We start from the raw sequence: 12484 nt of genomic DNA on the forward strand, positions 1-12484 counted from the left end.
ACCAGAAAAAGTCATGTTCCACTCGGATCAGGGAAGCCAGTACGCCAGCCGCAAGTTCCGTCAGCGGCTCTGGCGCTGCCGGATGACGCAAAGCATGAGCCGGCGCGGCAACTGTTGGGACAACGCACCGATGGAGAGATTGTTCCGAAGCCTGAAATCAGAGTGGATACCGGCCTTGGGATATCGAGGCCTGTTGCAGGCAGAGAAGGATGTTGGTGGCTATCTGATGGGCTACTACAACCGGCAGCGACCACACTCATTCAACGGTGGCATTTCTCCGGTTGCTGCCGAGGAAAAACTTAAAATACTGTCCGGGATTAGTTGACCACTACATTCGCAGTAATGCGTTAGGTGAACGGAATGAGCTGGTCGCTGAACACCCGTTGTTTCTTGCGTTGGGGCGAGAGGAGGGCGCTCGCCGTCAGGCCTATCGTGAGTTTTTTCGATTCAGTCTTCCCCGGGAACTCTGAAAGGAGATTGCTGATTGTTTGTCGGTCAGCCAGTTATTGGGGAGCGGAGGATTCAAGGAGCAGGTGGAAGCAGCCTTGGGGCGCAAAGTGAGAATATAACGGGGTCAGGTCTTGCCTTTTGCCCCCTTGCCAATTTTGGGAGGGCATTGAAGTCTAGCTGACTGATATGAGGCAAAAGACAAGACCTGACCCCCGGATAACCCGGTTGCAGGAAATTTTAAGAAGGTATCGTGAAAATTGATTTCATTTTACTTGGAGTTTTCTTTGAGACTATTAGCCGTTTTTTTGTTGTATTTTTCGTTCCTGTGTGGGGGGGGGGGCATGCGAAAGAGCTTCCCGTCCCAAGTTTGTCAATAAATTATTTTGGTGATTTGCGAGATATTGATGGCCTGACTGGTGAGGTTGAGAAAAGATTTTTTGAGAAAAACCTTTGTAAGGCGGAAATTTCAAATGATTCTGACTTCGAACTTTTCCTGGATGGAAATGTCGTGGGCGAGTATGGTCCGGTTTTTATTTCCTACACGATAATTCAACGGTTTGAAAAAGATCCAATTTTCAGAATCCTTGGGATGGAAAGTGTAGAAAATAGCGATCGATTAAAAAGAACTCCAGTATTTGTTGGGAGTTGGACATCTTATTTAGAGTCATTGGATTTTCAGTCATTGGCTTTAGATATATGTTCTAGTTATCACGAAATGGTTGAAGTTCCATTGTTAAATAGGTTGGAATAATAGGTTTGGTTAGATCCACATTAAAACAACTAAGGTCAACTAAAGGGGGCAAACTAAAGGTGTCAGATCGATTTTAAATTGATCAATTCAGCCCCGCCCCGAACATCCGATACAGTTCTCCCCATGAGCTAATGGATTGGCTCCAACCTTCAAACGGAATTGCACCATGCCACGAAAGACACGGATGTATCTCACGGGCGTTCCTGCGCATGTGGTCCAACGCGGTCACAATAGGGATGCCTGCTTCTTCGCGGAAGACGATTTCCGCTGCTATCGCTACATCGAGCTAAATCCCGTCACGCCTGTATGGTCGTTCAGCCGGAACAGTATCCCTGGAGCAGCTTTCGCAGTAATGCGTTAGGTGAACGGAATGAGCATTCCTTAAATTAATTAACATATTGAAATGTAAATAAAAGGTCAGATTAAAGGGGTCAGATCGATTTTAAATTGATCAATTCGGCCCCGCCCCGAACATCCGATACAATTCTCCCCATGAGCTAATGGATTGGCTCCAACCCTCAAACGGAATTGAACCATGCCACGGAAGACACGGATGTATCTCCCAGGCGTTCCCGCGCATGTGGTCCAACGCGGTCACAACAGGGATGCCTGCTTCTTCGCGGAAGAAGATTTCCGCTTCTATCGCCAAGTGCTGGCGGAAGGCCTGAAGCGCTACGGCGCTGAGCTTCATGCGTATTGCCTGATGACAAACCACGTTCACCTGTTGATCACGCCGCAACATGCCGACAGCATCTCCAGGCTCATGCAGCATGTAGGTCGCCAGTACGTTCAATACGTCAACAAAACCTACCGGCGGTCGGGGACGCTGTGGGAAGGGCGGCACAAGGGAAGCTTGGTGGACGCCGAGAGCTATCTATTGAGCTGCTATCGCTACATCGAGCTAAATCCCGTCACGGCCTGTATGGTCGACCAGCCGGAACAGTATCCCTGGAGCAGCTTTCGCAGTAATGCCCTAGGTGAACCGAATGGGCTGGTCACTGAACACCCGTTGTTTCTTGCGTTGGGTCGAGAGGAGGGCGCTCGCCGTCAGGCTTATCGTGAGTTGTTTCGGTTCAGTCTTCCCCGGGAACTCCGAAAGGAGATTGCTGATTGTTTGTCGGCCAGCCAGTTGCTGGGGAGCGGACGATTCAAGGAGCAGGTGGAAGCAGCCTTGGGGGGCAAGGTGGGGCAGGTGGGCCGCGGGCGTCCGAAGGGGGCGCCCGAGTTGGTCAATTAAAAATCGATCTGACCCCTTTGACCAAAATCGATCTGACCCCTTTGACCCCTTTCTCGGACCCCTTTCTCGCCCCTGTCCTGGTTTCCAGTACTCAGTCTCCTTTCGTGGGAAACTGGGCGGCAAAGCGTTCCGCCATAGCGGTAATCGTCAAGCTGGGATTCACGCCAAGGTTGGCCGGAATGGCGCTGCCGTCGACAACATATAAACCCGGGTGGTCGAAGACTTGATGGTTTGTATCTATGACCCCGTTTTTTGCTGAGTCCGAGATCACCGCTCCCCCCAATACGTGGGCGGTGACCGACATGTTGGCCACACTCTCAATTACTGTGTTCTGGGCAACACCATTGCTGGCCTGGGCCACGGCGCGTGCGGCTGCGTTGGCCTGTGGCAGGAAAGATGGTGTACGGCCGCCTTTTGCCAGCCTGGATTTGAGGCCAAACCGGAAGCCGCGTAACAAGGTTCGACCATAGCCAAATGCAAGCTCGTTGTCGGCATGCTGCATTACAGTGAGGTAGGTCGTGCGCTTGTGCCAGTCTCGGGCAAACCACGTGAACAGCCCCTGGGACGGTTTCAGCACAAATGCCAGAAGCGTTTTTAGTGCGCGTATTAACGGCCGTGTTCCGTCGATCATTGGCATCATGTAGAGCTTCATGGCGCCGTAACTTGGCGGCAGCCGATTCTGGGTTATATGGGTGCTGTCATCAGCATAAAAGTGCGTTGAAATACTGGCACCGTGCGTGACATCAATGTCTTTGTCACGTGCCAGAATACCCACCAGCGCTTCACTATTGGTGCGTACATGCGCTCCCAGTGAGGCAGGAATATCGGGCAGCGTCTTGTAGCGGTCGCGACAGGCAAACAAAAGTTCCATTGTGCCCAGAGCGCCAGCGGCGACAATGACGTTTGCTGCCACGAGTGGGGCATGCGGGGTACCGTTCAGGCTGTGCTCGCTATGCACCAGATAGCCGTTTTCTGACTTTGAAATGTGCGTGACTTTGCGTTCAGGCAGCACCTCCACTCCCAGTTTTTCGGCAAAGTACAGATAGTTCTTATCGAGACTGTTCTTGGCGCCTTCAGCGCAGCCGGTAAAACAGCGGCCGCATTGGGTACACCCCTTCCGCTCTGGCCCTTCACCATCAAAATAGGGGTCTCTTGGAGAGTCGTTTAGGTCACCAAAGTAAATGCTTTGTGGCACCGACCCGAAACTATCGTGAGCACCCATGGTTTTGGCTGCTTGCTCCAGCCAGTCGTCCTGAATGCCCCGGTAGGGGTTGTCATTGATGCCAAGCATGGTGCGAGCGGTGCGAAAGTGCGGCGCCAGTTCCGCGCGCCAATCATCGCTCAAGTGACACCATGCCGGGTCCTGATAGAAGGCATCCTTGGGTTCCAGTGACACGGCTCCATAGACGATACTGCCGCCGCCCACGGCGATGCCGCGCAGTATCGCAACGTGCTGATAAACCTCCTGGGCGAAGAAACCTTTCATGCCCAAAGCCGGCATCCAGGCCAAAGCGGTGGGGTTCGTCGCAGCTTTGTGAAAGTCCTCGTTGGTCAGGCGTCGACCCTGCTCCAGCACGGCAACGCGGTAACCTTTTTCCGCCAAGCGCAGCGCGCTGACACTGCCACCGAAACCCGAGCCGATGATGATGACGTCGTAATCTTGATGGTGATTTCTTGTATTTTGATTAAGGTCGCTCACGCTGCACGCTCCAGTAGGAATGGCATAGGGAAGTGTCTTAAAACAGGCAGGTCGACAAAGGTGATGCCCAGTAATGTGTTGTCATCAATGGCACGCAATTCATCACGCACCCAACGCCATGGAATGGGGGCTTCTGCACCGTAACGTAGCGCGACGCCAGGGCTGCCGTCCACATACGAGGTGACATTCGCCACCGTCATATTTAGCGCGTCAATATGCTCCCCTTTGCGCAACAGGACATTGGTTGCGGTGTCACTGGTGAGAAAGCGTTTTCCTTGCCATCCCGGCAAGCCGGTCAGGTCAAGGGTTGGTCGGCCGGATATGCGCATCCAGAACGGGCCAATAAAGCTGGCACGGAAAAAGCCGTGGCGCATCTCCGCACCGGGGACATGCAGGCTACTGTAGAGGTCTTTCAGCGCACGGACGCTGGCAACACGATAGTTCATGGGCGATTCCATTGATTAATAAGGGTCGGCGGTATGGGTTGCCTGAAGACGTCGTGAAGGACCCCATAATCCGACGGCACGGAATAGCGTGATGAACAGGCGTGGTGCCTTGCGAAATGCCGCAATGGCGGCCCATAGCAATGCCGGGAAAACAACTTCACGCTGGTTCTTTTCGATCGCTCGCCGTACTTTTCGGGCAACACGTTCGGGTTCAGATACCGGGAAGATCGAGGAGATTTTCGGATACCAGGCCAGGTCGGCGTCGTTGCGTTCAAAGTAGCCGGTGTTGACCTGCGCCGGGCAAATCAGTGAAACGCCGACCCCGGTGCCGCGCAGCTCTTCAAACAGGCTTTCCGACAGGCCAACCATGGCGTGACGGGCACTGGTGTAGGGGGCCATGAATGGCAGTGGGAAAATGCCGGCGGGGCTGGTCAGGTTAACGATGTGCCCACAGCCACGCTCACGCATGCCCGGCACCACGGCGTGGATTGCGGTGATCGCCGGCACGAGTGGCAGACGCAGGGCGATATCGCATTCCTCATCGCTCATGCAATGCAGTGGTTTGAATGTGCCGGCGCCGACGTTGTTGATGAGGATGTCCACAGGGCCCAGCTGTCGAGATACTTCTGCAAGGGATTGTCGAACCCCTTCGGTTTCACCCAGGTCGCAGCTGATCGGCAACGCCTGTGCTCCCAGCGCCCTCAATTCCTCAGCAACCTGGCGCAGTGCGTCTTCGTTACGTGCCAGCAGCGCGACTTTGCATCCCATCCGGCCCAGTTCCAGCGCAATGGCGCGGCCGATACCCGCTGAGGCTCCGGTTATTACCGCTACTCGGTTATTCAGATCTTTCATAGTCAGGAGTCTCCGCCCCCTTTTGCGGGGGAAATATATCTCTAATAAACGTAACATTACAGTTATATTAAATAAGGGTCAAGACCGCGGTTATAGATGCATGGCTGCAGCAAACAGGCTAGTCTTGTCCGCCAAGCATGAGCCAAGCGGGGTATAGAGGTGTCATCAGGCAAGCAAAACCCGATAAAACAAGAGGGGCAGCGCGGCCGCCCTCCGGTCACGGGTGCGGCGCTGGCGGCTCGCCAGGCTGGTGTTCTCAAGGTGGCAGGGGAGTTGCTCGTTGACAGACCTTCCAGTGACATCACTGTGGAACAGCTGATTCGGGCAGCGGGCACATCGCGTCCGACGTTCTATCGATGGTTCCCAGGTGGTGTTGATCAGGTAGTTGAAATGCTGATCGAGCAGGCCAATCAGGACCTGACGGCCCGAATTATCGCCGAGGCAAGCACCGATAATGGGCTACACCAGCGCATTGAGGAGGGCATAAGAGCCTACTTTGCCTGGGGGAGTGAGATGGGACCGGTTGCCTATGGCATCTATCGTGAGGGTTTTGACGAAAAGTCTCCGGCTTGGCGCTATCGGCAGCAAACCATCAGTGCCGTTATCACCATTATTCGTCAGCAGTTAAACGTTTTGGGTTTTAGGCATGTCAGTTGCCTGTCCATTGAAACTTTAGTGGGCTGGATCGAAAGCGCTGGCGCAACCCTGTTCCGCCATTACCCGGTGGCAGCTGACACCGTGGAAGAGCAAAGAGAGCTGACGACGCAGATGGTTAAGGTCATGCTCGATGTGGTGCTAGAGAAGAATTAAATCAACGAGGGCCCACATCGCGGAAGGTCTCAAGCTATTCGCTAAAATGGCGCCTCTTTGGCTCAGAGCGGACTCTGGGTCGTCACCCACAAAGGCAAGGAGGAGCCAATGCCCCGTCAGGCTCGGGTTATCGCGCCCGGTCTCCCACACCACCTTGTTCAACGTGGTCATCATCGGCAGCCGGTGTTTGTCGAGGATCGCGACTACCAATACTGCCTGTCGAATCTCAAGGAACGGAAAATGACGCTTGGTTTGGCGGTGTACCGCTATTGTCTGATGACGAATCACGTACCTCTGGTCGTGGGTGCCAATGACGAGCTGACCGCTATTCCCCGGTTGATGAAGCGTCTGGCCGGACGTCAAACACGGTTTGTGAACGCCATGGAAAGACGAAGCGGGTCACTTTGGGAAGGCCGCTACAAGGTCAGTCCCATCGAACTAAAGGGGGCAGATCGGTTTTAAATTGATCAATTCGGCCCCGCCCCGAACATCCGATACGATTCTCCCCATGAGCGAATGGATTGGCTCCAACCCCTCAAATGGATTTGAACCATGCCAAGTAAGACACGGATGTATCTCCCGGGCGTTCCTGCGCATTTGGTCCAACGCGCTCACAATAGGGATCCCTGCTGCTTCGCGGAAGACGATTTCCGCTTCTATTGCTACATCGAGCTAAATCCCGTCACGGCCTGTATGGTCGTTCAGCCGGAACAGTATCCCTGGAGCAGCTTTCGCAGTAATGCGTTAGGTGAACAGAATGAGCTGTTCACTGAACACCCATTGTTTCTTGCGTTGGGTCGAGAGGAGGTCGTTCGCCGTCAGGCTTATCGTGAGTTGTTTCGGTTCAGTCTTCCCCGGGAACTCCGAAAGGAGATTGCTGATTGTTTGTCGGCCAGCCAGTTGTTGGGGAGCGGACGATTCAAGGAGCAGGTGGAAGCAGCCTTGGGGCGCAAGGTGGGGCAGGTGAGCCGCGGGCGTCCGAAGGGGGCGCCCTAATTGGTCAATTAAAAATCGATCTGACCCCTTTCTCCATCTGACCCCTTTCTCCGCCTTTCTCCCATGCGTGTGGAGCTTATTCGTTTATAGTGGTGCAGGCTTTGATCACACCTCGGTAAGTCCAGCCGGCCGGTACCTTGCCTTGCTCGAGTAAATGAGCGTGCAATGCTGGTAAACGGTAGTAAGGCGTGCTGGCGACCAGGTGATGCTCAAGATGATAGTTAACGCGCAGTGGTGCCACGGTCAGGCGGCCAAGCAGGCCTGCATAGGTCGTGCGGGTGTTCTTTATCGTTTGGGGCACGTCTTCCAGGCAAGCATGTTCGGCCATGGCGCGCAGGCGAACAATCAACGAGAAGGGGCTCATGTAGGCGAGTATCCAGCAGGCGTAGAGCCAGCCATAGCCGGTGGCTGCCAGTGCGAGATACAACATCACGTTGACCAGAACCGTGCCCCAGATATCCTTGATAAAGAGTACGGGGAATTCCCACCAGCGGCGTGTTTTCACCTGTGGATCAGGCTCTCCAATGGCGTCAGACCATGTCAGGATGCCTGCGCTCATCAGTAGCCGGCCAATCAGAAATTTGGCGCCGGTCACGCCAATCATATCGCGTAAGAACTTTCTTGCCAGTGAACCGGGCGGTACCGGGTAAGCGCTGTAAAGCGGTTTATCCGGGTCAAAGTCTGCGGTGGTATTGGTATGGTGAACCAGATGATGCGCCCGGAATTTGGCGACCGAATTCCAGATGGGTTTTGCTGCCAGCCAGTCGGTAAGAACGTCGTTGCCCCAGCGTGATTTGAACAGCGTTTTGTGGGCCGCTTCATGCATCAGGATGGCCAGCGCCAGATGGCGACCGCCAAGGACGACAAAGCCAGCCAGGAACAGGGGCAAGCCGGCATACCAGGGCAAGGTGGTCGCCAACGCCATGGCGGCGAAGCACAATGCAATGCTGCCCCAAACTGAAACGATTGCCCAAAGGCCGCGCAGGTCAGAGCGCAGGGTGAATTGTTTCAACTCCTCATTATTCAGGAAGTCGGAAACATGATGCCCACGTATCCGTGGTTTGTTGGTGTTGTTGCCGCTCATGTTCAATCGTCTCGGTTATTTCGTGATGAATTCAGGCAGATGAAACAAGGCGGAGGACCTGCCAGTAGCTTGGCGGTTTGGAGGTCACGTTGCGTTCTTTCAGCATGCGATGCAGGGTTTTCAGGCGGAACCACGGAACCGACGCCATGGCGTGATGCTCAATGTGGTAGTTCACCTTCAAAGGTGCCACAAAGGTTCTGGCAATCCAGCCCGCCCGGGTGGTTCGGGTGTTTTTGAACATGTCGCTGCTGCGTTCAGTGCAGGCATGTTCGGCCAGGGCGCGAATGCGGATAAACAGAGGGTAGGGAATCAGATAGGCGATCAGCCAGGCCAGATACAGTTCTGGATGGCCACATAGAGCAAGCACGGCGAATAACAGCAGATTGGTGATGACGGCTGGCGATGCATTGCGGACCAGCAGGGCCAGATGAAAAGGCAGGCCTTGATAGGGCAGGCGTTCCACATTGGTGGCGACAGTCCATTTTATGAGGCCGGCATCCATCAGCAGGCGCCCCAGCAGGAATTTCAGCCCGGTAATTCCGCACACATCACGCAGGAATTTTCGCAACAGGGAGGCCCGTGTGGTGGGCAGACCTGCGATCAGCGAAATATCGCTGTCTTCATCCGTACCGGTGCGGGTGTGGTGGATAAAGTGGTGCGTGCGATACTTGGCAAGGTCCAGTCCAATGGGCCGCGCGCATAGCCAGTCGGTTAGCCCGTTGTTGGCCCATTGGGTTTTGAACAGGGTTTTGTGGGTCGCTTCGTGGGTAATGATCGCGAGCGCAAGTTGCCGACCGCCGAGCAGGGCAATCCCTGCGATGATCATCGGAATAGCCAGGGGTAACGGTTGAGACATGGCCCAACCGATCAACGCAAAGTAACTTGCAATCAACGCCCAGGTGGAAAGGATGGCCCAGATGCCCGCCAGATCTGAGCGCGCTGTCAGTTGGCGTATTTCATCCCGGTTCAGTATGTCGGTGATCTTTTTCCGGGTTTCCGGGCTGTGCCTGTAAACCGCATCATTGTTCATGTCGTTATCTCCGCAAGTCCTTTCAGGCAGGATTAACCGAAGGGCGCTGGGCGCCACTGCCCATGATTTTCAGTACTTGCCAATATGTGGGTGGAACAGGGACGGCTCCCCGTTCTTGCAGCATCTTGTGGGCGGTCGAAAGACGGAACCACGGACAGGACGCGACGATGTGGTGCTCCATGTGATAGTTGACGCCAATCGGTGCAACCAGCGCGCGTGCCAGCCAGCCGGCTTTTACCGTTCGGGTGTTCTCGAACATGTTCAGGTTGCGGGTGCAGGCCGCATGCTCTGCCATGGAGCGAATACGCATAAACGCCATGAAAAAGGTGAGATGGGCCACGACCCAGCACAAGTAAAGCCAGGCATACCCAGCCAGGTACAATGCGCCGAATAACAGAATATTGGTGATCAGCATCGGTGTGGATTCCGTGATAACGCTGATGATGGGCTGATACCAGCGCCGTTCGTTTTGAGGCAGCCACGTCACTTCACCGGTCACGGTCCAGTTCAGTATGCCTGCGTCCATCAGAACCCGGCCCACGAGATACTTGATCCCCACCAGACCACTCAAGTCACGGGCGAATTTCCGGGTCAGGGATTGAGGGGTAGTCGGGTAGCCATTACGTAGAATCAGGTCGGGGTCATCATCCGTACCGGTGCGGGTGTGATGAATAAAATGGTAATCGCGATACTTGGAGAGATCATTCCACAGCGGGCGAGCGCAAAGCCAATCGGTAAGGTGTTGGTTCAGCCACTTGGTTTTAAACAGGGTGCCGTGGGATGCATCATGCACGATGATCGACAAAGACAGCTGACGCCCCGCCAGAAACAGCATGCCGACAACGATGCCGGGTGCAGCAAGCCATATTGGTTGTTGGCTGACCCAGGCCATCAAGGTGAAGATGAGAGCGACGCCGCCCCAGGTCATGACAATAGCCCAGGCGCCCATCAGGTCAGACCGTTTTGTCAGCAAGGCAATTTCCTGACGGGAAAAGAGGTCGGTCACTTTCTGGCGGGTTTCAGGACTGTTTTGATAAACGGCATCGTTATTGATTTCGTGCATCGTCTTGCCCATCTCAATGCGCTCTCGTCTGTTCGTCATTTGAGGCACTCGGGTTGTTGACCTGTTTGTATAGGGATAACCAAATGGCCTGCCCGGCCTGGTCAAATTGAAGAACGGATTCAATGAATTTATGCCGCTCAAGGCTGTCGACCAGCTCGTCAGGTAACAGTGGATCAAACACCAGTTTTCGAATGGCCGCATCGCCAATTACGAACGACTCCCGTGCGGCTTCCTCGATATCCAGTTCCTTGTGTCGCGAAAGCCATTCCTCCAGCCGCAGGCGAGTATCCCGATACATGTCAGTCAGCGCTTCGCCATTCCAGAGGCGACGTGCCCGCTGGTCTCGTGCCTCATCAAGGTTGCTGATTTCAAAGACCGGAGCATCTGCTTCAAGTCCCTGAGCGTAGAGACGCTGGCGTAATGTCTTGCCGGTTTCATTCAGGTTGTTGGGGCGAATAAACAGATCTTTTTCAAGCTCGCGAAAACCATTCATGGCCAGGGCCCGTTCGCGAAGCCGTAACGCGGCGCGATCAGACCGGCCTAACCCGGCGCAATGCACGGCGAGCCAATGACCATCCCAGGCTTTGAGACGTTGCTCCAGGGTGCGCCACTTACTGATCCCGGATGCGAGTTCGCTGGCCTGATGACTGAGTTCGTACTGTCCCCGGCCGCACGCTTGAATGAGTCCTTCTGCGGAGAGGCGGGCCAGGGTGACCCGGACGGTGGTCTCTTTAATGCCAAAGAGTGCGCAGGCCGCGATCAGTTCCCTGACACTGATCGACTGCATAAACGCCATAAAAAAATTCAGTATTAGCCGTTTGGGCTTTAACGCATTACGTGACGTCATAATCAATTTCACACGATCTGATAAGGAACACGATGCTTACTCATAAGCAGCACGGGTTCATATTGAGTTCATAAAAACGTTTCTGTGACGCCACGTCTGGTGGGTCAGCTCCGTCTGTCTTGCTTGTCAGGATGAGGCTTAGTGTCAATCGGCAAACATTACATCCTATGTCGACATGTCAATTTATATGTAATATAACATGATCAGTCAATTTATTTTATTTGGTGTAACAAGTGAGTGGAGGGCTAGTCCTGTGAATTCCCTTTCGACGATGACCTACGAAGTAACTGGCCGCATTGCCAGAATTACCCTGAACCGACCCAGTCGTGGCAACGGCATAACGATGGCTCTGCCCATTGAGCTAAAGGCGTGTGTAGAAAGAGCCAATCAGGATCAGTCCGTCCACGTCATCGCCCTTTCGGGTAACGGCTCCGGATTTTGCGGCGGTTATGATCTTGTCGAGAGCGCAGAGGGGGTGATGGAGGGCGGCGAAGACCCCCGCAGGCCCGCGGGCACCGTGCTGGACCCGCTAGTGCAAATGATGAACCACCAACCCAACAGCAATTGGGATCCCATGGTCGATTACGCGATGATGAGTCGCAATGTGAAGGGCTTTATGAGTCTGTTTCACAGTGAAAAACCCGTTGTCTGCAAGGTGCATGGGTTTTGTGTGGCAGGAGGGACCGATATGGCGCTCTGCTCTGACCTGCTGGTAATCGCGGATGACGCCAAAATTGGTTATCCGCCGGCGCGTGTATGGGGATCACCGACCACGTCTATGTGGGTATACCGGCTTGGCATCGAGAAAGCCAAACGCCTGCTGTTTACCGGCGATTGCCTCAGCGGGAAGGAAGCGGTGGAATGGGGATTGGCTATTGAATCCGCTCCGGCATCATCGCTGGATGAGCGATTTGAGATCTTGCTGGAGCGTATTGCGCGGATGCCGGTAAACCAGCTTGTGATGATGAAGTTGCTGACCAATCAAACCCTCTTGAATCAGGGGCTCAACACCACCCAAATGCTGGGTACTATTCTGGATGGTATTACACGCCATACCCAGGAAGGTTATGACTTCCAGCAGCTGGCCATGAGAGAAGGGTTCAAGGAGGCGGTGCGACAGCGAGATGAACCGTTTGGCGACTATGGCATGAGTACATTCAAGGGGTAACTGCTGTTCGGCTGCCTGTTTACAAGCCTGGGAGGAGCCATAGCGTGGTAT

Annotated in this window: 14 protein-coding genes; 7 read left to right on the top strand and 7 right to left on the bottom strand. The window is 54.4% G+C overall.

Translation table 11 applies throughout. The features are described from left to right. From BLV11_RS02475 to BLV11_RS02485, 3 genes are all read left to right on the top strand, one after another. The coding region (locus BLV11_RS02475) for an integrase core domain-containing protein (protein ID WP_139173192.1) at positions 1 to 325 on the top strand (325 nt) is incomplete at its 5' end. Positions 326 to 700: 375 nt separating this feature from the next. After that, positions 701 to 1201, top strand: coding sequence for a hypothetical protein (locus BLV11_RS02480; protein WP_091811385.1), 501 nt, complete (start codon positions 701 to 703; stop codon positions 1199 to 1201). Between the two features lie 535 nt (positions 1202 to 1736). Next, a complete protein-coding gene (locus tag BLV11_RS02485) occupies positions 1737 to 2438 on the top strand; it encodes a transposase (RefSeq protein WP_091811386.1) in 702 nt (233 codons plus the stop codon). Positions 2439 to 2529: 91 nt separating this feature from the next. Here BLV11_RS02485 and BLV11_RS02490 read toward each other — a convergent pair whose 3' ends face one another. The 3 genes from BLV11_RS02490 to BLV11_RS02500 are packed head-to-tail and all read right to left on the bottom strand — an operon-like array spanning position 2530 to position 5435. Further along, entirely contained in the window at positions 2530 to 4137 is a 1608-nt protein-coding gene (locus tag BLV11_RS02490) for a GMC oxidoreductase (RefSeq protein ID WP_091811387.1), read from the bottom strand. Beyond that, positions 4134 to 4583: a hypothetical protein gene (locus BLV11_RS02495; protein WP_091811388.1), complete on the bottom strand. Its 450-nt coding sequence runs from the start codon at positions 4581 to 4583 to the stop codon at positions 4134 to 4136. Before BLV11_RS02495 ends, BLV11_RS02490 begins: the two co-directional genes overlap by 4 nt. Positions 4584 to 4598: 15 nt before the next feature. Next, complete coding sequence (locus BLV11_RS02500; protein WP_175528259.1) at positions 4599 to 5435, bottom strand: SDR family NAD(P)-dependent oxidoreductase; 837 nt, start codon at positions 5433 to 5435, stop codon at positions 4599 to 4601. Between the two features lie 159 nt (positions 5436 to 5594). Here BLV11_RS02500 and BLV11_RS18600 point away from each other — a divergent pair, with 159 nt between their 5' ends. From BLV11_RS18600 to BLV11_RS02515, 3 genes are all read left to right on the top strand, one after another. Then, positions 5595 to 6245, top strand: a complete 651-nt coding sequence (locus tag BLV11_RS18600; RefSeq protein WP_091811390.1) for a TetR/AcrR family transcriptional regulator — start codon at positions 5595 to 5597, stop codon at positions 6243 to 6245. A gap of 108 nt (positions 6246 to 6353) precedes the next feature. Beyond that, entirely contained in the window at positions 6354 to 6707 is a 354-nt protein-coding gene (locus tag BLV11_RS02510) for a transposase (protein ID WP_245725890.1), read from the top strand. A 90-nt stretch (positions 6708 to 6797) separates the two neighbouring features. Beyond that, a complete protein-coding gene (locus BLV11_RS02515) occupies positions 6798 to 7241 on the top strand; it encodes a hypothetical protein (RefSeq protein WP_091811391.1) in 444 nt (147 codons plus the stop codon). A gap of 76 nt (positions 7242 to 7317) precedes the next feature. Here the strand turns inward: BLV11_RS02515 and BLV11_RS02520 are convergent, their stop codons facing one another. The 4 genes from BLV11_RS02520 to BLV11_RS02535 are packed head-to-tail and all read right to left on the bottom strand — an operon-like array spanning position 7318 to position 11214. Further along, positions 7318 to 8325, bottom strand: coding sequence for a fatty acid desaturase family protein (locus tag BLV11_RS02520; RefSeq protein WP_091811392.1), 1008 nt, complete (start codon positions 8323 to 8325; stop codon positions 7318 to 7320). A gap of 31 nt (positions 8326 to 8356) precedes the next feature. Continuing rightward, positions 8357 to 9355 (bottom strand): fatty acid desaturase family protein, encoded by a 999-nt coding sequence (locus BLV11_RS02525; protein WP_091811393.1) that lies wholly within the window; start codon positions 9353 to 9355, stop codon positions 8357 to 8359. A 22-nt stretch (positions 9356 to 9377) separates the two neighbouring features. Further along, entirely contained in the window at positions 9378 to 10430 is a 1053-nt protein-coding gene (locus BLV11_RS02530) for a fatty acid desaturase family protein (RefSeq protein ID WP_217634520.1), read from the bottom strand. A 1-nt stretch (position 10431) separates the two neighbouring features. Then, on the bottom strand, positions 10432 to 11214 hold the full coding sequence (locus tag BLV11_RS02535) for a PaaX family transcriptional regulator C-terminal domain-containing protein (protein WP_217634521.1): 783 nt from the start codon (positions 11212 to 11214) through the stop codon (positions 10432 to 10434). Between the two features lie 250 nt (positions 11215 to 11464). Between BLV11_RS02535 and BLV11_RS02540 the strand changes: the two genes are divergently transcribed. Then, complete coding sequence (locus tag BLV11_RS02540; protein WP_091811395.1) at positions 11465 to 12433, top strand: crotonase/enoyl-CoA hydratase family protein; 969 nt, start codon at positions 11465 to 11467, stop codon at positions 12431 to 12433. Positions 12434 to 12484 lie beyond the last annotated feature (51 nt).

The organism is Marinobacter mobilis, from assembly GCF_900106945.1.
Classification (GTDB): Bacteria; Pseudomonadota; Gammaproteobacteria; order Pseudomonadales; family Oleiphilaceae; genus Marinobacter; species Marinobacter mobilis.

Bases quoted from the DNA above. Each gene is read 5' to 3' on its own strand.
- BLV11_RS02485 (WP_091811386.1), top strand. From the start codon at position 1,737: ATGCCACGGAAGACACGGATGTATCTCCCAGGCGTTCCCGCGCATGTG.
- BLV11_RS02495 (WP_091811388.1), bottom strand. From the start codon at position 4,583: ATGAACTATCGTGTTGCCAGCGTCCGTGCGCTGAAAGACCTCTACAGT.
- BLV11_RS02515 (WP_091811391.1), top strand. From the start codon at position 6,798: ATGCCAAGTAAGACACGGATGTATCTCCCGGGCGTTCCTGCGCATTTG.
- BLV11_RS02510 (WP_245725890.1), top strand. From the start codon at position 6,354: ATGCCCCGTCAGGCTCGGGTTATCGCGCCCGGTCTCCCACACCACCTT.
- BLV11_RS02535 (WP_217634521.1), bottom strand. From the start codon at position 11,214: ATGGCGTTTATGCAGTCGATCAGTGTCAGGGAACTGATCGCGGCCTGC.
- BLV11_RS02530 (WP_217634520.1), bottom strand. From the start codon at position 10,430: ATGGGCAAGACGATGCACGAAATCAATAACGATGCCGTTTATCAAAAC.
- BLV11_RS02500 (WP_175528259.1), bottom strand. From the start codon at position 5,435: ATGAAAGATCTGAATAACCGAGTAGCGGTAATAACCGGAGCCTCAGCG.
- BLV11_RS02525 (WP_091811393.1), bottom strand. From the start codon at position 9,355: ATGAACAATGATGCGGTTTACAGGCACAGCCCGGAAACCCGGAAAAAG.
- BLV11_RS02540 (WP_091811395.1), top strand. From the start codon at position 11,465: ATGATCAGTCAATTTATTTTATTTGGTGTAACAAGTGAGTGGAGGGCT.
- BLV11_RS02520 (WP_091811392.1), bottom strand. From the start codon at position 8,325: ATGAGCGGCAACAACACCAACAAACCACGGATACGTGGGCATCATGTT.